At 38.0% G+C, this 20,393-nt stretch carries 17 protein-coding genes; 7 read left to right on the top strand and 10 right to left on the bottom strand.

Annotated elements, in window-relative coordinates:
• Window positions 1-53 precede the first annotated feature (53 nt).
• From ABN080_RS08040 to ABN080_RS08025, 4 genes are all read left to right on the top strand, one after another.
• Window positions 54-830 carry a ribonuclease T2 family protein gene (locus ABN080_RS08040; protein ID WP_072069429.1) on the top strand — a complete coding sequence of 259 codons (777 nt, stop codon included), beginning with the start codon at window positions 54-56 and terminating at the stop codon, window positions 828-830.
• A 19-nt stretch (window positions 831-849) separates the two neighbouring features.
• The gene (locus tag ABN080_RS08035) at window positions 850-2,472 is read left to right on the top strand and encodes a bifunctional metallophosphatase/5'-nucleotidase (protein ID WP_115350484.1); all 1,623 of its coding nucleotides are present in this window, start codon (window positions 850-852) and stop codon (window positions 2,470-2,472) included.
• Between the two features lie 380 nt (window positions 2,473-2,852).
• Complete coding sequence (locus ABN080_RS08030; RefSeq protein ID WP_004245167.1) at window positions 2,853-3,083, top strand: ParD-like family protein; 231 nt, start codon at window positions 2,853-2,855, stop codon at window positions 3,081-3,083.
• Entirely contained in the window at window positions 3,058-3,384 is a 327-nt protein-coding gene (locus tag ABN080_RS08025) for a type II toxin-antitoxin system RelE/ParE family toxin (RefSeq protein WP_349440792.1), read from the top strand. Before ABN080_RS08030 ends, ABN080_RS08025 begins: the two co-directional genes overlap by 26 nt.
• Window positions 3,385-3,530: 146 nt before the next feature.
• Here ABN080_RS08025 and ABN080_RS08020 read toward each other — a convergent pair whose 3' ends face one another.
• From ABN080_RS08020 to sbcD, 3 genes are all read right to left on the bottom strand, one after another.
• Window positions 3,531-4,130, bottom strand: a complete 600-nt coding sequence (locus tag ABN080_RS08020; protein WP_349440791.1) for a nitroreductase family protein — start codon at window positions 4,128-4,130, stop codon at window positions 3,531-3,533.
• 157 nt (window positions 4,131-4,287) lie between these two features.
• A complete protein-coding gene (locus tag ABN080_RS08015; RefSeq protein ID WP_349440790.1) occupies window positions 4,288-7,989 on the bottom strand; it encodes an AAA family ATPase in 3,702 nt (1,233 codons plus the stop codon).
• On the bottom strand, window positions 7,986-9,218 hold the full coding sequence (gene sbcD, locus ABN080_RS08010) for an exonuclease subunit SbcD (protein ID WP_349440789.1): 1,233 nt from the start codon (window positions 9,216-9,218) through the stop codon (window positions 7,986-7,988). The genes ABN080_RS08015 and sbcD overlap by 4 nt, the downstream gene beginning before the upstream one ends.
• 219 nt (window positions 9,219-9,437) lie before the next feature.
• Between sbcD and phoB the strand changes: the two genes are divergently transcribed.
• The 3 genes from phoB to brnQ all read left to right on the top strand — a co-directional run bounded on the left by phoB (window position 9,438) and on the right by brnQ (window position 13,272).
• Window positions 9,438-10,127: a phosphate regulon transcriptional regulator PhoB gene (gene phoB / locus ABN080_RS08005; protein WP_072069424.1), complete on the top strand. Its 690-nt coding sequence runs from the start codon at window positions 9,438-9,440 to the stop codon at window positions 10,125-10,127.
• A gap of 23 nt (window positions 10,128-10,150) precedes the next feature.
• Window positions 10,151-11,449, top strand: coding sequence for a phosphate regulon sensor histidine kinase PhoR (gene phoR / locus ABN080_RS08000; RefSeq protein WP_349440788.1), 1,299 nt, complete (start codon window positions 10,151-10,153; stop codon window positions 11,447-11,449).
• A gap of 479 nt (window positions 11,450-11,928) precedes the next feature.
• Entirely contained in the window at window positions 11,929-13,272 is a 1,344-nt protein-coding gene (gene brnQ / locus ABN080_RS07995; RefSeq protein ID WP_072069422.1) for a branched-chain amino acid transport system II carrier protein, read from the top strand.
• 57 nt (window positions 13,273-13,329) lie between these two features.
• Here the strand turns inward: brnQ and ABN080_RS07990 are convergent, their stop codons facing one another.
• The 7 genes from ABN080_RS07990 to ABN080_RS07960 form a co-directional block, all read right to left on the bottom strand.
• Window positions 13,330-14,616, bottom strand: coding sequence for a type II toxin-antitoxin system HipA family toxin (locus ABN080_RS07990; protein WP_349440787.1), 1,287 nt, complete (start codon window positions 14,614-14,616; stop codon window positions 13,330-13,332).
• A complete protein-coding gene (locus ABN080_RS07985; protein WP_164525946.1) occupies window positions 14,606-14,899 on the bottom strand; it encodes a helix-turn-helix domain-containing protein in 294 nt (97 codons plus the stop codon). The genes ABN080_RS07990 and ABN080_RS07985 overlap by 11 nt, the downstream gene beginning before the upstream one ends.
• Window positions 14,900-15,011: 112 nt before the next feature.
• Complete coding sequence (gene ydhT, locus ABN080_RS07980) at window positions 15,012-15,980, bottom strand: protein YdhT (protein WP_349440786.1); 969 nt, start codon at window positions 15,978-15,980, stop codon at window positions 15,012-15,014.
• A 25-nt stretch (window positions 15,981-16,005) separates the two neighbouring features.
• Window positions 16,006-16,803 carry a thiosulfate reductase cytochrome B subunit gene (gene phsC, locus ABN080_RS07975; protein ID WP_197269547.1) on the bottom strand — a complete coding sequence of 266 codons (798 nt, stop codon included), beginning with the start codon at window positions 16,801-16,803 and terminating at the stop codon, window positions 16,006-16,008.
• Window positions 16,800-17,471 carry a 4Fe-4S dicluster domain-containing protein gene (locus ABN080_RS07970; protein ID WP_072069418.1) on the bottom strand — a complete coding sequence of 224 codons (672 nt, stop codon included), beginning with the start codon at window positions 17,469-17,471 and terminating at the stop codon, window positions 16,800-16,802. Before ABN080_RS07970 ends, phsC begins: the two co-directional genes overlap by 4 nt.
• Window positions 17,472-17,537: 66 nt before the next feature.
• The gene (locus tag ABN080_RS07965) at window positions 17,538-18,251 is read right to left on the bottom strand and encodes a YdhW family putative oxidoreductase system protein (RefSeq protein WP_241254017.1); all 714 of its coding nucleotides are present in this window, start codon (window positions 18,249-18,251) and stop codon (window positions 17,538-17,540) included.
• A 22-nt stretch (window positions 18,252-18,273) separates the two neighbouring features.
• Complete coding sequence (locus ABN080_RS07960; protein WP_349440785.1) at window positions 18,274-20,376, bottom strand: aldehyde ferredoxin oxidoreductase; 2,103 nt, start codon at window positions 20,374-20,376, stop codon at window positions 18,274-18,276.
• Window positions 20,377-20,393 lie beyond the last annotated feature (17 nt).

The raw sequence follows: 20,393 nt of genomic DNA, 5'->3' as shown, positions 1-20,393 counted from the left end.
TTCTTACCTTTATGAACCAAAAGAGTGAATTTATAACTCTTTAGGGGGATTTTATGCGCTTTATGAAGCTATTACCTGCTGCTTTTGCTTTAGTGTTAGCAGGATGTGCAACGCAAGCACCTGAAATTACAGAACCATTAAAACCTCAGGCTAAATTAGTTGAAGGTGTATCTTGTATTGTACCTGATGCACCAACAGCACCTTACGACTACATTGCTTCTAATGATCGCTATGGTCAAAACAGCACAGCATCGACAGATTACTTTAAGTTAGCGATTAACTACTCACCGGCTTTTTGTGATTATAAAAGTAATAATATTAAACGCTTAAATAACGATAATGAAAAAGATCGTGCAAAACGTGAGTACGATAAATTTGAAATCCAATGCTTCTCAGATAATAAATTTGGTTGGATTGTTCATGGGCTGTGGGCTGAAACCTGTGATGGTAAATCATGGGAAGACTGCCGTGATTGGAAAGACATACGCAAGCATCCTCGTTTATGTAAAGGCGATTTACCACCTTTAGAATACTCTGCTATCAAACCTTATCTGTGTGATTCTCCGGGTATCGATCTGTTACAAGGCGAATGGGAAAAACATGGTGTTTGTGCGTTTGATACACCAGATGCATTCTTTGGTAAACAAAAAGAGTTGTATGAAGCGTTAGTATTACCAGAGGGCCGTCCTTCAAATAGTGCATTGATTAAGTTCTTAAAAGAAAACAATCCATCACTGAAGGATAAAGAAATTCAAATTAATCGAGATGAATTCTATATCTGTTATAGCAAAGATTTCGAAGTAATTGATTGTCCGAAACGTGAATTTTGATCTTAGGGATAAATTTTAAATGAACCATAAATATAAACTCGTTGCACTTGCAGTAAGCTCAGTCTTATTAGCAGGTTGTGCAAAAAACTACGATGAAGCTAATGTTGTTGATGTGCGTGTTATCGCAATGAATGACTTCCACGGTGCGCTAAAAGCGCCAGGTCCAAACAAACCTGGTGGCATTGAGCACATGGCTACGTTAATTAAAGAAATGAAGAAAGATAACCCGAATAACATCGTTGTTGCTGCGGGTGATATGGTTGGCGCAAGCCCACTGTTATCTTCAATGTTCCATGATGAGCCTTCAATCGAAGCATTATCATTAGCGGGCTTAGAAGCGACCTCTGTGGGTAACCATGAATTCGATAAAGGCATGGGCGAGTTACTGCGTAAGCAAAATGGTGGTTGCCATCCAGTAACAGGTTGCCAAGGTCCTACTGAGTTTAAAGGTGCTGATTTCCAATACTTAGCGGCTAACGTGATTGTTAACGAAACAGGTAAAACATTACTGCCTGAATACGTTATCAAAGAATTTAACGGTATTCCTGTTGCTTTCATCGGTGTCACCTTGGAAGGAACTGCAGCAATCGTAACACCTAAAGGTACTGAAGGTTTAAGTTTCCATAACGAAGCAAAAACCATTAACGCATTAGTGCCTCAGTTAAAAGCACAAGGTGTTCAAGCGATTGGTGTGTTAATTCACGAAGGGGCTGCACAGCGTCGTGATGGTGGTCCAGTAAACATCAACGCATGTAATGGTATTACAGGTAAAGTACTGGGTGTTGTTGATCAATTAGATCCAGCGATTGACTTCGTTGTGACAGGTCACACTCACCAAGCTTACAACTGTACTATCAACGGTAAATCAGTGACATCTGCGCAATCAAACGGTGCAATGTTAACGCGTATCGATCTGAAATTAGATAAAACAACTAAAGATGTTGTTGATGTAGAAGCTCGTAATATTTGGGTTGATAACCGCAAATATGAAAAAGATCCAGCAGTCACTAAACTGTTAGAAGCTTACGAAAAAATCGCTACCCCATTAGCTAACCGTATTATCGGTAAGTTAGAAGGTAATTTAACTAAGCAAACCAATGACGCGGGTGAATCTGCACTGGGTCAAGTGATTGCTGATGCGCATTTATATACTGCAAAACCAAAAGATATGGGTGGCGCACAAATCGCATTTATGAACAGCGGTGGTATTCGTGCTGATATGACAGGTGGTGATGTTTCTTATAACGCAATCTACACTGTACAGCCATTCTCTAACGTACTGTTAACTCAAACATTAACGGGTGAGCAAATCAAACGCCTGTTAGAACAACAATGGGATCGTTCACGTCCACAAGTGTTAGCGATTTCAGGTAACTTCCAGTACACATGGGATAGCAAAGCCTCTAATGGTAACCGTGTTATCGTTGAATCAATGAAAATTGACGGTAAACCAGTAGATATGAAAGCATCTTACCGTGTTGTTGCTAACGAATACTTAGCAACGGGTGGTAGTAACTTCTCTGTCCTGAAAGAAGGTAAAGATCCAGTTTACAGCGTGCCAGATGTTGATGCAGTCGTGAAATACTTTGCTGAGCAGTCTCCAATTGCTCAACCAAAAGCAAATAACATCACACGTAAATAACGTATTTTCATACGCCTTGTGAAAATCGCACCTTTTACTTCGGTAAAGGGTGCGTAAATAAATAAAGAGAGCAAAGTGTTGAACACAAAGGGTCCATCCCTACCTTTGTATTCATTGCGCACTTTGCTCTTTTTTTATGTTTCTATTAGGAAACATGTGTGTCTTAGTGAATATTAAGATATGAGAACTAAATTTGAAGTCTTTACAATAGATACTACGTGGTATATTGTTGCGTTTAGCGACAAAAGATTTCATCTTTTATCGTGAGTTATTAATATAAAAATTTATGAGACTAAGTTCTTATAAATTATTTAACATAAAAACTTATAGGATTAATTCTATAAAGTTAAAGCACCCGATAGGTATTAGGAGTGTAAAGCATGGCTATTTCCGTAAGACTAGATGAAGACTTTGTGTCTGATGCTAAAATTCATGCGGAAGCGAAAAGCAGAAGTGTTCCTAAACAAATTGAGCACTGGGCTAAAATAGGGCGTATAGCTGAAGATAACCCTGATCTGCCATATAGCTTTATCGAAGAATTGTTACTGGCACAGGCGGAAGTCGAAAACAAAAAGGTTTCTCGATATGTCCGAACCACAAAAAGAGATTGATGTTTATCAGTCGGCTCGATTTGAAAAGGCAATGAAAAAATTGCCTGAATCAGATGTGAAAATTATTGAAGATGAAATTGATCAAATAATTGATAATCCATTGATTGGTGAACAGAAAAAGGGTGCTCTTGCTTATCTTAGAGTACACAAATTTAGGCTTAATGAATTAACTGTACTACTAGGTTATTCGTGGATAGCCAACAAAGTTGAGCTATATCTACTGCATATAGGGTCTCATGAAAATTTCTATGATGCTCAGAAAAAACAGCGAAAAACCGATCTGAAATTAATCAAATCATAAAAGAATGGTGGCATAAGACCACCATTCTTGCTTTGTGGGAATGTAATAAAAAAAAAGCCCACAGAGGCTGTGGGCAAGGAATGAAAGTGAAAAAAAGAGGGTATTACTTATTGCTAGGGTCTTTTGTCAGATGTCTGTTCTAACACTTATTTGAAGATTTTAAAGCGTGAATCATCTTCCATATAATCTTTCTCGCCAGCCTCTTGTTCAATTGAACCAAAGACCATTTGAGCTCTTAATTTCCATGTTTTTGGCAGATCCCAAGTTGCATGAACTTCATCATCAATAATTGGGTTGTAGTGTTGTAATGAAGCACCTACGTTCTCTGCTGCTAATGCAGTCCAAACAGAAAGTTGCGCCATACCACTTGCTTGCTCTGACCATACAGGGAAGTTGTCAGCATACAGTGGAAACTGCTCTTGCAGACCTTTTACGATGTCAGTATCTTCAAAATACAAAATTGAACCAGCACCTGCGGCGAAGCTATTAATTTTTGCTTCAGTTGCACTAAATGCTTCTGCAGGGACTAATTTTTTCAGGGTATTTTTAACAATATCCCATAGTTTTTGATGTTGTTCACCAAACAGAACAACCACACGAGATGTTTGTGAATTAAATGCAGTTGGGCTTTCTTTAACCGCTTCTTTGATAATCGCCGTGACTCTGTCTTCGCTAATTGGAAGTTGATTACCTAAATGATAAATTGTTCTACGTTTTTTCATTAAATCAGTAAATGCGTTAGACATGATGTCTCCTTGATAAATTTAAGCGCTTAAAGCGTGTCTTAGCTTGGGCTAATCTATGGACATACTATAGGGGCTATTGGTGATTTATTGATATATAAAAAATTTAATCAGCTACGTCAAAATATTCGACCTAGTTTTTAACTGATTGATTTATATTCTATTTGTTTTCATATCTAAATTCAGGAGCAAGCTGGCTAATACCTAACCCACCGGCTTTCTTTACTTTGATCTGTACCGGAATGCGTTCTTTCATGGCTTCTACGTGACTAATCACACCAATAATTTTGCCAGAAGCATTAAGACTATCGAGTGCATCTAGTGCGATATCTAGCGTATCAGGATCGAGTGTGCCAAAGCCTTCATCTAGAAATAGTGATTCAATCTGTGTCTTATTACTGACCAAATCAGAAAGCGCGAGAGCGAGCGATAAACTAACTAAGAAACTTTCTCCTCCAGAGAGAGTACGTGTATCTCGTAGAGCATCGGCTTGCCATGTGTCTGCAATTTGTAGTTCAAGACTTGCGGGTGTTTTACGTTGTAAGAAATAACGTCCATGTAGTTTTTCTAAACGACGATTGGCCAAATAAATTAAATGATCGAGCGTTAATCCTTGAGCAAAACGACTAAACTTATCTCCTGAAGCAGAACCCACCAATTCATTTAAATAACTCCAATCATCAAATTGAGCTTGTTGTTTAGAAATATGGGTAAGTAGGCTTTGTTGCTCTTTACGTTTTTCTTCATCAGTGCGTAGTTGCTCTTGGATACGAAATTTTGTCTCTTGTAAGTGAGTAATTTGTGTTTCTAACAGCAATAATTGAGCATTAATTTGTTCGATATTTTGCTGTGTTGCCAATAATGGCTGTTGTGACAAATGTTGTTGATATACCTTTTCTTGTGTATCCAAACGAGTTTTTTCTTGCAGTAGCTTATCAAGCCGTTGTTTTTGTTGTTCTTGTAAGCGGTTTCTTTCTTCTACTGATAACAAGGATGTTAAAAATGCATTTTCGTCAGCAAAGGGACTGTTTTTTAACCTATTGTGATATTGCTCAATAATGCTTTGTGAAAGTGTATGAAGCCGTTGTAACGATTTTTCATTTTCCTGATATTGACCAATAAGTTGATTTAGACGAATTTCGAGTTGGTTTTTTTCTTCGCTGTATTGCTCAATACATTTTTGTAATAACTGACTTTTTTGTTCTAATTCATTACGTGCATCTTCGGTGGATTGTGTTCCGAATAAAGCTTGGCGTTGTGCTTTCAACTGTTCTTGTTGTTGATGTAGTTGTTTAAAGTGGATTAAGACACACTCAAGTTCTTTTTGAGTTTCAGCTAAATAGCGTTTTCTCTCATCTTGTGTTAATGACAATTCACGAATTATTTGCAGTAATTCCTGATGTGCTTTTAATGTCGATTGATATTGTTGACTCTCTATTTTACGCGCATTAAGCCATTGAGTTTTTTCTTCGAATTGGCATAACCGATAGCCTTGTTGTTCAACACGAGATTGGATCTCTTGTGCTAATTGTGTCTGTTGTTGCAAATATTGTGCTGTTTGTTGCTGTTTATTGATGACTTCTTTTTGTTGTTGAGTAAATTCATTTTGTTGATAAAGAATAGCTTGCTGTTGTTGATTAAACCGCTCCTTAGTATCAGATAACAGTTTGTATTCTTGCTGAGTTTTGGTTTCTAATTCGTTATAACTGGATTGTTTTTGTTTCAGTAAAGTATCTTCTGCCTCAAGCTTGGCATCTAATTTAGTCAACGCATCTTCTTTGCAGTCAGCATCAGGCAGTGCGTATGTTTGTGCTAAGATTTGCCATTGTTGTTTTAATGTCGCTATATCTTGAGTGAGTTGTTCACTATCTTCATTGAGTTTTTTGTTTTGAGCTTGATAGTTAGCGCATTGTGTTTTTTGTTCCACTAACTCTATTGTTAATGCATGAACTTGTTGTGTTAAAAGATCTAATCGTGTTTTTGTTTCGTCTGGTTTAATTTCTTTATATTTTTCAACATAAGGATGTTCTGTTGAACCACAAACAGGGCATGGGTTATCTTTAACTAGACGTTGTCTCTCTTCTTCATATTCCGCTAACTTTCGTATTAAAAGATAATTATTATTTAAATCTTTAAGATGTTGTTCTTTCTCTTTTAAAACAATGTCATTTTTGTGGATACTTTCAGTCAGCATAACTATTTTTTGCTGATTTTCTGACTGAGTTTTTTGGTGCTGAAGTTCTGTTTTTATCGCTCGCTGTAATTGAGCCTGTAATCCCATCAGTTTAGCTAGGGCATTTCTTTGTTGTGATATTTTCTGTAAACGAGGAGAAATATCTGTAATTGCATCAGTTTTATTTTGTTGCTCAAGTTGTGTTTGCAACTTCTTTAATTGCTGTTGCTGTAAATTAAGACTGTGTTGTTGTTGCTCTAGTGCTTTAGTTGCTTTTTCTAAGGCGAGTTTGAGAGTGTGTTCTTTTTCTTGCTCTGTTTTTTCACTCTTTTTGCTAATAAGATATTTTTCTGTGATTTCATCATATTGCTCAAAATAGCGTTGCCATAAAGGTAGATTTTCAGCAAGTTGAGCATAAGCCGTATGTTGACTTAAATAATCATTTAATTCACTGGCTTGTTTTTGTGATGTTGTTAATTGGTGTGCTGTTGATTGAATTTTTTCCAGATATTCTGATTGTGTTTTTTCGAGTGCATTTTTTTGCTGTGTTTTTGTTGAAATATCTTGTTGTAGCAAGGCTAATTGATTATCTAATGGCGTCACTTTTTCACGAATAACTTGTAATATCTGCTGTTTTTTCTCATTGTGTTGTTTAAATGTGTCACGTGCTTCAATTAAATGCTGATTAATTGGTTGGCTTTGTTGTTCAATAAGCTGTTTTTCTGCTTTTAATGCTGAGAGTTGTAATTCAATATAAGTTTGTTCTTTTAATAGGCGATTTTTTTCATCATAAATCGGGCGAATTTTTTCTGCCGGCTCGCTATTTTCAAGACGTTGAATATCAGGTTTTGCAGCAACTAATGCTTCTTGCGCTAAGTTAACCTCAGTTTGCGCTAGCGCTTTGTTTTTATTGAGTTCAATTTCTTTTTCTTGCCACTGTTTTGCTACTTGATATTCCTCTTGTTCTTTTTGTAATAGGCTCTCTTTGGCAAAAAGATCTGTTTGTTCCGTTAATAAAGCTTGGCGGGCATTTTCATCTAATAATGCCATCATTTCAGCCTGTTGCTTGAGTGTTTTTAATGTTTGTTCTTCTTCACGCCAATGTTTAAAGATTGATTGGGAAATATGACGATAAATATCTGTACCAGTGAGTTCTTCGAGTAACTCTGCGCGAGATTTGTCATCAGCATTAAGGAATGCTGCAAATTGTCCTTGTGAAAGCAACATTGATTTAGTAAATCGGTCAAAGTCCAGCCCTGTAATATTAATAATCATCTCTTTTACTTGGCTTATCTTACTCGCTAATATTTTGTCCTCACCCTCTGTGATATTTATTTTGACAAGTTCAGCTTGTGGTGCCTGAAGATTGCCATCTTCTTTATAATTAGCACGACGTTGTTCCCAAAATGCACGATAAGCGACACCTTTGACTTCAAATTCAACTTCCGCCAAACACTCCGCAGTATGACGTGTCATTAATTCATTTTGCGATTGTGTGACTTTGTCCAATCGTGGTGTTCGATGATAAAGCGCTAAACTAATAGCATCTAAAAGGGTTGTTTTTCCCGCACCTGTAGGGCCAGTAATCGCAAACAATCCGTTGCTAACAAAAGGCTCTTGGTTAAAGTTAATTTTCCATTCACCTTTTAAGGAGTTAATATTTTTAAAGCGCAGACTTAAGATTTTCATTTTGCTTCGTTATCCTCTTGTTCTGCCATCTCAACTGCTTGTTTAAACAATGTGGTTAACCGTGTTTTAGTTTCTTCTGAATCAAAATCATGTTGTTCTAAACGTCTTTCAAAAACATCATAGACCGTTAATTCTGTCAGTGTTTCTTTTTCATTTTGAATGAGCACTTGGCGTTGTTTTCTGGATCTTCTTAATAAAACCACATCAAAAAGTGGGTCGTTAGTTAGCTCCTGAATACGCGCTTGTATATCACTGAGATAATCTTGTGTAGAAACTTCAATATCCAACCAGATAGTTGTATCTGGTTCAGCATATTGTTTTTTTAAATTATCAAGCTGTGTGGCTATTTCTTTTAATGAGCCAGTAATTGTGCGCAATAGCTGAAATTCGGGGATAGGGAGTAGCGTAAGCTCAGTTAATTTATCTTGCTCAAAATCGATAAGGCAGACACTTTTTTGTTGCCCACTCTCATCAAAACTTAAAGGAATTGGAGAACCACTGTAACGAATATGCCCTGATTTATTCACCACTTGAGGGCGATGAATGTGGCCAAGAGCAATATAATCAAATTCAGGAAACAGGGTTGCAGAGAAGGCTTCTAAAGTACCGATATATATTTCACGTACAGAATCGGTCACACTTGCACCAATCGTTGTCAGGTGGCCTGTCGCAATAATAGGGATCTTGGTGTTTAATTGTTCACGTAAATCGAGAGCTGCTTGATATTGAACTTGATAATAATCAGCAATTGCTTCTTTTAGCGCGTTTTGTTTTTCAGCACCGGATTGCCCACTTCGGCTAGTTATCATATCTCTAGGGCGTAGATAGGGGATCGCACACAGTAAGGCTCCTGGCGTGTTATCTTTTTTACGAAGAATTAGCGGTACTTGTGGCGTTTCGGTATGAACATTGGCAATAACAGTGGTATTTAAACACGCCAATAGTGATTTAGATTCATTGAGTGTTGCGACAGAATCGTGATTTCCACCTAAAATTATCAATTGGCATTGTGTGTCTCTCATTGCAACAACAAAGCGGTTATACAGTTCTCTGGCATAGCTTGGGGGCGAGCCAGTATCAAATATATCACCAGCAACAATTAAGGCATCGACTTGATAAACTTTGATTTGTACTAACAACCAATCAAGAAATTGTTGGTGTTCTTGTGCGCGGGTTTTAGTAAAAAAATATTGCCCTAAATGCCAGTCTGATGTGTGAATAATCCGCATTGCTATCCCTCTTTTTTATTTGCTGAGAGTATAGCGCACCTTGCTTTTTTAGTGAAAACTCAGCAGTAAGCCTTTTTTTGAGTGATTTTTCACCGAAAAATGATTTATTTACCTTAACAACACCATGGTATTTCAGTAATGTTAAGGTTAGTCATAAATCTGTCATAAAAGTGCATCATAATCATTTTGACCCTCTATATACATTACACAGGATAGAGTATGGCAAGGCGTATTCTTGTTGTTGAAGATGAAACCGCAATTCGAGAGATGATCTGTTTTGTTTTAGAACAAAATGGTTTTCAGCCCATTGAAGCAGAAGATTATGATTCTGCATTGAGTTTTCTTATCGATCCTTACCCTGATCTGGTTTTATTAGATTGGATGATCCCCGGAGGCTCCGGTTTACAGGTAATAAAACAGATGAAGCGAGAAAGTAATACTCGTGACATTCCTATTATTATGTTAACGGCAAAAGGGGAAGAAGAAGATAAAGTCCAAGGCTTAGAAACGGGTGCTGATGATTATGTTATCAAGCCATTTTCACCTAAAGAGCTTGTCGCCCGAGTGAAGGCAATTTTACGGCGTTTATCACCGATGTCAGCGGAAGATATCATTGAATTCAATGGATTATCGCTTGATCCTGTTTCTCATCGAGTAACTAGTCAAGATAAACCGATTGATATGGGGCCCACTGAATTTAAACTCCTGCACTTTTTTATGACGCATCCTGAACGCGTGTATAGCAGAGAACAACTGCTAAACTATGTTTGGGGAACGAATGTTTATGTCGAAGACCGTACCGTGGATGTGCATATTCGTCGTTTACGTAAAGCCATTGAAGAAGATGGTCATGACCGAATGATACAAACAGTACGAGGAACGGGATATCGCTTCTCTGCCCGTTTCTAAGTCAATATGGGAGTAATCGTCAGGTGTTAGAACGACTATCATGGAAAGCCCTCGTTTGGGGGCTATGTCTATTTTGCTTACCTGCCTTTGTATTATCACTTTTTATTGGCCATCTTCCTTGGCTGCTGGTGGCATCACTTTTTAGTGCTTTGGTTTGGCATGCTTATAATTTGATGAAATTGTCTAAATGGTTATGGCTCGATCGCTCAGTCTTACCACCAGAAGGCAGAGGAGGATGGGAGCCTATTTTTTATGGCATTCGACAAACACAGCAACGTAATCGTAAACGACGTCGAGAATTAGGAGACTTAATTAAGCGCTTTAGAAGCGGAGCTGAAAGCTTACCTGATGCAGTTGTAATGATGACTAATGAAGGTAATATTTTTTGGTGTAACAGCTTAGCTCAACATCTATTAGGTTTTCGGTGGCCAGAAGACAACGGGCAAAATATTTTTAATTTATTACGTTACCCAGATTTCTTGCACTATTTTACCGCAGGCGATTTTAGTCACCCTTTAACGATTTCTCTTAATAATGGTTCTATTGTGGAGTTTCGTGTGATGCCATACAGCGAAGATCAACGCCTAATGGTGGCACGAGATGTGACAGAAAAAAATAAACTAGAAAATGCACGACGTGATTTTTTTGCCAACGTGAGTCACGAATTAAGAACGCCTTTAACCGTTATTCAAGGCTATCTTGAAATAATGGAAGAAAATAATGCAGAAAAATCCACAGAACATAAAGCGATAATGACAATGCAGGAACAAGCTAAACGGATGGATACGTTAGTAAAGCAGCTCTTACAACTTTCCCGTATTGAATCAGCTCCTCATATCGATTTAAATAAAATTGTTGATATACCCGCCATTTTAACTTTATTACAACAAGAGGCGAACTCACTAAGCCAAGGACAGCATCATATTACCTTTGATATTGATGAACAGTGGGCTGTACGTGGTAATGAAGAACAGTTACGCAGTGCTGTGTCTAACTTAGTTTATAACGCGATTAATCACACAGAAGATGGGACAACAATAAAAGTCAGCTGGAAGAAAATTCCTCAAGGTATGTTATTTAGTGTCTCCGACAACGGTTCAGGGATCAGTGCTGAACACTTAACACGTTTAACAGAACGTTTTTATCGTGTTGATAAAGCACGCTCTCGCCATTCTGGTGGGACAGGGTTAGGGTTGGCAATTGTGAAAAAATCATTGCTTCATCATCATTCACAATTGAATATTGAAAGTAAAGTTGGGAGTGGAAGTACGTTTTCTTTTATTCTGCCTCAAACCTTACTATCAGCTAAAAAAGTACACTAATCATCTTTTCTATTTAAAGCCTTTATCACCTAATGTTTAATTAGTGATAAAGGTTTTTTGTCTTTTTATCACTCTTTTCGATGTCAATAAAAACTAATATCGTAGCGTTAAATTTTAATATTATTAATTAATAAGAACTTTAAGTATTGCTAATAAACAATATTGTTGGTGATAAAATGCACAAATCATATCGTGTATATTCGGTGATATATGATAGTTATAACTAGCACTGAAAAATAGTTTAGATGATTATTCTGGTTTTTAGATTGGCTATTGCCTTTTTTCATTATAAAAGTTTTACTTGTGCCCAGTTATCGGCAATTTTTTCTATTTGATACTTAATTGCTCTGCATGAAATGATTATATGTGGATATTATCCTGAATAATAATGACATGAGCGCAAATAGACATTGTTGATTTTATGTTACGTCATCTCGGCGTTATTTAACCATTATTGTAACTACATATTAACAAAACTTATGGCACATAGATTAACTTCCAGAGATATTCTGGCATTAGGGTTTATGACCTTTGCCCTTTTTGTCGGTGCTGGCAATATTATTTTTCCTCCTATGGTGGGTTTGCAATCCGGTGAATTTGTTTGGACAGCCGCAATCGGCTTTCTTATTACTGGTGTCGGTTTACCTGTATTAACCATCGTTGCATTAGCTAAAGTTGGTGGTGGCATTGAAGCATTAAGTACACCTATTGGTAAATCAATGGGACTGTTATTAGCAATTGTTGCTTATCTTGCTGTTGGCCCTCTTTTCGCAACACCGCGTACTGCAACCGTTTCTTTTAAAGTGGGTATTGCTCCTTTAGTGGGTGATACTGAAATGTCATTACTGATTTATAGTATTGTCTATTTTTTAATTGTTATTGGTATTTCGCTTTATCCGGGAAAATTACTAGATAGCGTTGGTCATATTTTGGCACCGATTAAAATTTTGGCATTGGCTGCATTGGGTATTGCTGCGATATTTTGGCCTGCTGGTGGTGCTATTCCTGCTACTGAAGCTTATCGAGATATGGCGTTAACTCAGGGCTTTATTAACGGTTACCTCACCATGGATACATTGGGAGCTATGGTTTTTGGTATCGTGATTGTTAATGCGGCTCGCTCTCGAGGTATTGATAATTCATCCTTGTTGACGCGTTACACGATGTGGGCGGGAATTATTGCAGGTATATTATTAACTGCGATTTATTTGAGTTTATTTAAATTAGGCTCTAGCAGTGGCAGCATTATTCCGGGCGCCCAAGATGGTGCAGATATTTTACATGCCTATGTTCAATATACGTTCGGTAACTTTGGTAGCTTCTTCTTAGCTGTCTTGATCTTCTTAGCCTGCATGGTGACAGCTGTTGGTTTAACGTGTGCATGTGCAGAGTTCTTTAGTCGTTATTTGCCTATCTCTTATCGTACATTGGTACTGATTTTAGCGATATTTTCAGCTGTTGTTTCAAATTTAGGATTAAGCAAACTGATCGCGTTTTCTATTCCTGTGCTGATTATGATTTATCCACCTTGTATTGTGATTATTTTAATGAGTTTCACATTACGATTGTGGAATAACCCAAGCCGTATTATCGCACCAGCAATGGCGGTTAGTTTATTTTTTGGTATTTTTGATGCCATAAAAGCCTCTGATTATTTGAAGCATTTATTACCAGAATGGGCGACAAAACTGCCGTTAAGTGAGCAAGGTTTAGCATGGTTGATCCCAGTATTAGTGACAATTGTTGTATGTGGTATTTACGATAAAGTGGCGGGCTCACAGAATAAAAAAGTGATCCATACTGAAGCCATCCATAAGCAATAAAGTACGTTGATTTGAAAAATAAAAAGGGAAACGAAAGTTTCCCTTTTTTTATTGGAGTTAAAGCAAGTGTCGATTTTCCTTTAAGCGATCAGCAAGTGTTTTTTCTATATCTGCTCGTATTAATTTGGAGACATCATATTCTTTGGCAAGTGATGAGAATTGAGCAATAACATCAACGGTATGATGAATATACGCTTGTGCTTGTTGCCAACTTTCAAAACCGGCAATTTCAGCAAGTTGCTTTATTGTATTTAATGGTGGCTTTTTACCATATCCAGCAAATGAAGTGATATGTTCATTTCTTGGATTGGGATTATAAGTCACATCATAAAAAGGGGCTGGTTCCCAATGTCCATCATCATATTGTAGAAATGACCAATTTTTACTGTGATCATCTTGATTAGAAGCGAATAGATTAAAAATGGCTCGTTTAAATTGGAGTTTTCCAGCTGAAACTGATTTGCATAGTACACGATTTACTTTGATTAAATCTTCATAATCTAAAGAAGGTAACCTAAAATCAGCATCTAATAATCCGCATGCGCTGTGCATGATTAAACGTCCTGATTTACCAGAACTATTTGTGATACGATCAAAGCGTTTTAATGCTAGCCAAGATTTTCCATTACTGTTTTTAGGAACGTCAATAAGTCGCCATTGTGGAGGATTAAGCTCTAGTTCTTTTGCTAGAGTGAGATAGATGGCTTCACATAATCCTTCATCGTGACCAAGAGGTAAGTTTTTGGACGTAAATTTGATCAACCATGACTCATCACCTTCTTCTTCATATGTTTTACATTTATTAAAGTCGTCTTGATTAAAATAAAGTAAGGCTTTAGGTCTCGCCCCTCCAGAACTACCAACAATAGCAAGCTCAGATAAAACCGTTTCCGTTTGCCCGTCAAATACAGCTTGTGCTTCTAACCCTAAATTAATCAAGTCAACTTCAAAATGTTCATCTGCTTGGTAGTCAGAGATAGGTAAATAAGATAATCCCCCCATACCTTTATTACCAACAAAGGCTAGCCTATCCATTGCTGTAATTTCATGTGGTTGTATGCCGTGTTGGCGAAAAATTCTGTCTTGTAATAATCGTCCCCACCCATCAGGTAAGCTATCAGAGAAAATCCCATGCAAATTATCATGAGGTTTTTTAGGTGCAATTTGTAAATCTGTATTATTTTTCAGATTAAAAGGAGAGCTATTGCCATATTGTGTTAAATAGTGTGCATCATATTGAAAAAATACATCATTATTGTTTTGTACTAATGTCCCCATTAAAATAGGAGCACCCGTAGACAATGTTCGTGTTACATTTAATTGTTTTGTTGGCTTAAAACTCATCTTGCAATACCTCCTCAATCGTTCTTGGTATACGAGGCTTATTGACTTTTTTAGGGTCAACAACGGCATAAAGATTATTTAAATCATCAAGGCATTGCCAAAGTAACAATAATTGACGTAGTGAAATTTTGCCTTGTAGTTCAAATTTTTTAATCGTTGATGCTGGGACGGTACTGCGCTCAGCAAGTTGTTCGCGTGACCATTTTTCTTTTTCACGCTGTTTTCGTAAATGAGTAGCAAAGGCTCGACTTACATCGAGATCAGTCAGTAATGAGAGTTTCATTATTAGCTCTAAGTATTAAATGGATACTATAATGTCTAATTATAGCATAAATTAGCTATTTTAGACATTATAGTATCCATTTAATGAAAGCGGCTTTAGTGGGGATTTTCTATTAATTATGCGTTTCAGTAAAATTATCCATTGTTACTGGGCGTTGGTTTTCATCTAAATAATAATGAACTCCAGCAACAATATTATCTTCACCTTCATAGAAAATGTTAAAACGAGTACGTTGACCATCATGATAAGCAATCACGGCACTACCGCCTTTTCCTAAGCAGAACTGATGGAGATCACCGGTTGAGATACAAATACTGTTGTCGCCAGATACCGTGACTTTACAATTATCACCCGTATTAATTGCCACAGCATTATTTCCAGTAACATTGATTTGCGCTAAATCACCTGTATTAGTGACTTTTGCGCGATCTTGAGAGGCTGTAATAAAGTTACGCATACCGCTATTGGCGATATGAACACCATTGCCTGAGGCATAAATTTTGACATCATTGCCACTATTACAAATGCGAGAGCGCCCACCTAAGCTACCAATACGACACTGATTGCCTGTATTACACACTTTTCCTGCAAAACCAGTATTCATCAATTGATTACTATAGCCTGTATTGGCAATACTATTTTCATCACCGGAAAATGCCACAATGTTATTACTACCACATAAAGCGAGATCGGCGCTGAGTTGCTGACTTTTTAAGATTAACTGATGCCATTCGGTAGAGAATTGAATATTTTCAGCACTAGGCAAGGTGTTGTGGTATGGCAAGCGTTGTAATGTGACGCCTTGTTGTTGTTCATCACCAAGTAGGAACAAGATGTTTTCCATCACTTCTTGTTCCTGTTTGGCAAAGGAGGCTTCGTTAAAATGACGTAAATAAATATATTGAATAAAGCTTTCTATCCATTGTGTACGGCGCTGTTTTATTAACTCACAATGAATAGCACTGTAAGTGCCTCCATTAGGAAAATAACGTAGAAACCAACGATAAAGCGAAGTTGAAACATGCAGTTGTCGTAAGTCTTCTTTTGTTAATGTGATATTTTCCTTTAAAGGGACTGACATATAAGCTCCTCAATAAAATTCTTTATTAGTGTCTGTGATAACCATCAACCATACTGCGAAATGTTTGGAATGGTGTTTTTCCTGTTGTACACAGATAAAGGTGACCAATGATAAAAAAGACACTACATACTGCTAATATTTGGTGTGCAATTAATAACCAAGCTTTAAACGTTACAGCATCAGCAGGAATAAACGCTGGATTTTGAAGTAAAACACCGGTTATCAAAAGTAGTGGAACTAATGCATACATCACACCTAAATAAGCCATTTGTTGCAGTGGGTTAAATTTCACATTAGGAGTCGCTGGGAAAGGGTGATCTTCTCCTTTAATAATCCCATAGAGATAAAAACGAGTTTGCATAAAAGCACGTTGAAACCAGTTTTTACCATCAATGCGATAAAATTTACCATTACCGCCGACAAGATTAATTAACACAAAAGATAACCAGCACACTAAGAGGAGATAACCACAGATCTCATGCACACTAACTAATAAGGCTGTATCGTGAGCAGAAAGTAGAGCGAAATGGTTAATGCCACCACTAAGGAGCAATAAAATAAATAAAGAGGCATTACTCCAATGCCATAAACGTACTGCCTTAGAGTAAAGGTAGAGTTTCTCTTCTTTATGTGATTGACCATGTGGTGTAGCAAAGCGATAACGTAAAAAGCCATGAAGTGCGAGCACGAGTAGCATGCCAACAAATAATACACCTGCAACAATGAGCCAAAGCGGTAAATAATCTGGTGTATAAATTAAAACATACTCTTTTAGTGCGGCTTGAAACTGGGCACTGTCTGGCATGGTATTGACGATACTCATACTTTACCCTCCTCTTGAACATGAGGCCCTACACGGCGATAGAGATGGGGTTTTCCTACACCATCAAGTTGATAAATATAATAATCGTGTGTTTTAAGCCATTCTTGAACTTGGGGGCTGTCTTCTCTACCAAATAACAAGGCATTTTGTGGACAAGCACTCACACAAATTGGTGGGAAACCTTTTTGTAATCGAGACTCAAGACAAAAATCACATTTATCAGCAACATGCGTCACAGGGTTAAGATAACGTACTTGGTATGGACATGCTGATATACAGTAGCTACAGCCAATACATTTCTCTTTATCGACACGCACAATGCCATTGGTTTCATCACGCCAAGATGCGCCTGTAGGGCATACAGGAATACAAGGAGCATCTTCACATTGCTGGCAGGAGTGTCTAAAGAAATGGTACTTATCGTTGTCTTCTTTTAGGCTTAATGGAATATGAGCAATATCCATTCTTGCCATTCCCGTTGGAACTTTATTTAATCGACGACATGCAGTGGCACAAATATTACAACCATTACAAAGCGTCTCATCATGGATCATGGCATAACGGATTGGTTTCTTTTCAGCGGTTGCTGCAAGTGCACTTCCTAGTGGCGCACTGAAAAAAATGACCGAACCCATGCCTGCTACAAATTTACGGCGAGAAACACGCATTATTTTTGCTCCTCAGTCTGATGATGTTGTAATACCCACATGACATTTCGTGGATAAGATAGAACGTTAAGGATTTTCATGTTGTTCTACCTCTATCCATTCAGTTAAGCCTCGTGCTTTTCCATAACTCATTAACGTATTGCTAAAGAGATAAGGTGCGTCGTTAGACGCTAAAACTTGCTGAATATCTTGAAAGTCAGGGTGGTCTTTCATCAGTGTCAGTGCATCTTCGATCTCTGAAGCTGTGTAATGAAAGGGTTCAGACATCAACATGCTTTGTTTCAATGGACGAGGATAAGTTTCGCACTCAAATCGAACAACCCCTGCAATTGCGGTGCAAACATCAGCGTGACGATTTAATAATTGCAGTTGTGCGAAGTTATCTGACATAAATTCATCAGAGTAAAAATAATCCTCACCATTGAGACTTAAATGGGCGATATCAATAAACTCGTCGCTTTTTAACGCGGTTTCTAACTGCACAATATCTTCTTGAGTAAGAGAATAGGGCGCATCATACAGCGTTGAAATAGCTAGCAGTTCACCTTCTTTTGAACATTGGCGTATTGCATTCGCTAGATGTTGTTCAGCAGATAATTCTGCGATTTCTTCAACCTGTTCTTCCTTAAGCGCCGTTGTGGTGTTTGCACTGCGTCCAACACCTGTTTCTGATAGAGGCAGTAGCCAACGGCGACGAGAGATATCAGGTTGCTCTAACGCAAAATCTGCATCATCAGCAATATCGGGTGGTATAGAAGCTGATGCATTTTGTTCTATCATCATGATCTCCTTCTTTTACCGATTAACTTGGTAATAAACCACGAGACGCTAAATCGTCAGCAATATCTTGCAATCCAAGGTGCACCAACGTTTCTTTTGTTGGGCAACCTAACTGTGGATCCCAGCCCATTTCTTCATAGAACATGGTGAGAGAAAGCTGCATATCTTCTCTGTCCATTTTGTCTGTACCTTCAGTAAAGACAGGAATATCAGGATCTTTATCGAATACCCATGAGCAAATTTGGTCATGTTCGTTACGCATATCCATGGTATTCATTAATTTAACGGTATAAGCACGGTGTAAAGTGAAGATACGCTCTGAGGCTAAATCCAGATCTTTAGAGGTTGTTGGTTCACCTGTAATAGCGGTAAAGAATTTAGCTTCCATTTCTAAGTCACCACGATAATTACGGCTTTTATGAGGTGAAACCGTCATTGGCCAAACCCAGTTACATAAAGTGACTGCGTCGTGTAAGCAACTACGTAAAATTGTCCATTTGGTGTAAGCAATTTTTGCTTTATTGATTGGTGTGTAGTTTTTGGTTTCATCAAAGGCATCACCAGAACCAAATAGCTCACCAGCAATCTCTTTTTGCAGTTTCAGAGGTAAACCACTGCCGATATAGTTGATATGGGTATGTGTCATCGCATCGCGGTTAAACATACAGTTAACGATAGAACCAACTTGGGCAGAGGCTTCATTGGCGTGGTGAATAGGGAAGCCCATAGGTGACCAGAGTTTATTTTTCTTGTTCGCCCAATACTCCTCACCTAAGTTCCAGCGTTGTGCAATTAGGTAAGAGCCATCAGCTAGGTGACTAAATTCACCTTTACGGTGCGCTAAGCGATAATAGAAATCTTTGATAAATTCGGGATTACCTTCTTCAAGTTTATCCCAAGGAATATCATTATATTCCTCTTCAGAAAGAACGCGTTTAAAGACACCGTGGGTGTAACAATAAGTGAAGTCCCGATGAAGTTGGCCGTAGTTACACCATAAACCCATATCATCAAAAATATTCAGACCCACTAAGTTACCAACAACGTTACCATCACCTTTTTTCTCTACATCTTTAGGGCCATTAGGGAAAATGGTTGTGTGAACAAAGTTAGCAACACAAGTATTACCACCTGTTTGTGGCACACCAAATTTTTTCGCTTGTGGAACGTTAAGTTGTGCCATACAGCGAATAGGGCAAGAGTGGCATCCTCCCATTTTCACAGTGTATTCTTCTGCTTCAGGGCCTAAGTCAAAGGTGGACTTCATGGTTCTGAAACCGACAGTATTGATATCACCAGGAGGAATTTCGCCTGTTTCAATTGGGCCGCCTTCAGCTGCTCCCCAATAAAGGCCTTTACGCGCAGTCCAACGAGAGCCTGGGTGAGAATATTCTGCCCAAGATTGTGGTGTGCTTGGTACAACGTGGTTGTTATTAGAGCCAATTAATTGTGTCATCATGTAGTCGTTAAGCTCTTTTAATGCTTTACGATCAGCAACGTTAACGCCACGGCTACCTTCTACCACAATGGCTTTTAATTTTTTAGAACCTAATACGGCACCAACACCAGCACCACCACTGTGGTTACGGCTATTAATGATGCCAGATAAAGGTACAAGGTTTTCACCTGCGGGGCCAATGGTTGCAACACAAGCTTCAGGGCTTGTTTGAGCACATAACTCTTCTGTGGTTTGGCGAACGCCTTTACCCCATAAGAAAGAGGCATCTTCAATAGATACTTGGTCATCATCAATATGGATCCAAACAGGCTTATCTGATTTACCTTCAATAATCAGAGAGTCATAGCCTGCAAATTTCATCCATGCTGCAAAAAAACCGCCCATATGAGCATCAACAACGAGATTGCCACGAGTAAAAGTGGAAAGAGAGGTGATATTGACACGAGAGCTACAAGGTGCACCTGATCCAGTTAAAGGGCCTACAGCGAAGACAACTTTGTTTTCTTCATCAAAAGGTTTAACTCCAGGACCCACTTCGTCATACATAATTTTATAACCAAAGCCCATACCACCAATTAAGGATTTAAATTTACTTGAGCTTTCACGAGTGATGGCACCGGTAGTTAAATTGATTCTTAGAATATTTCCAGTCCAGCCGTTAATCATAATATTGCTTCCTAATC

Origin of the sequence: Proteus sp. fly-1089 (assembly GCF_040138965.1) — a bacterium.
In the GTDB taxonomy this organism is placed as follows: domain Bacteria; phylum Pseudomonadota; class Gammaproteobacteria; order Enterobacterales; family Enterobacteriaceae; genus Proteus; species Proteus vulgaris_B.
The sequence above is the reverse complement of the archived record's forward strand: the minus strand, read 5'-3'. Positions and strand labels throughout refer to the sequence as shown.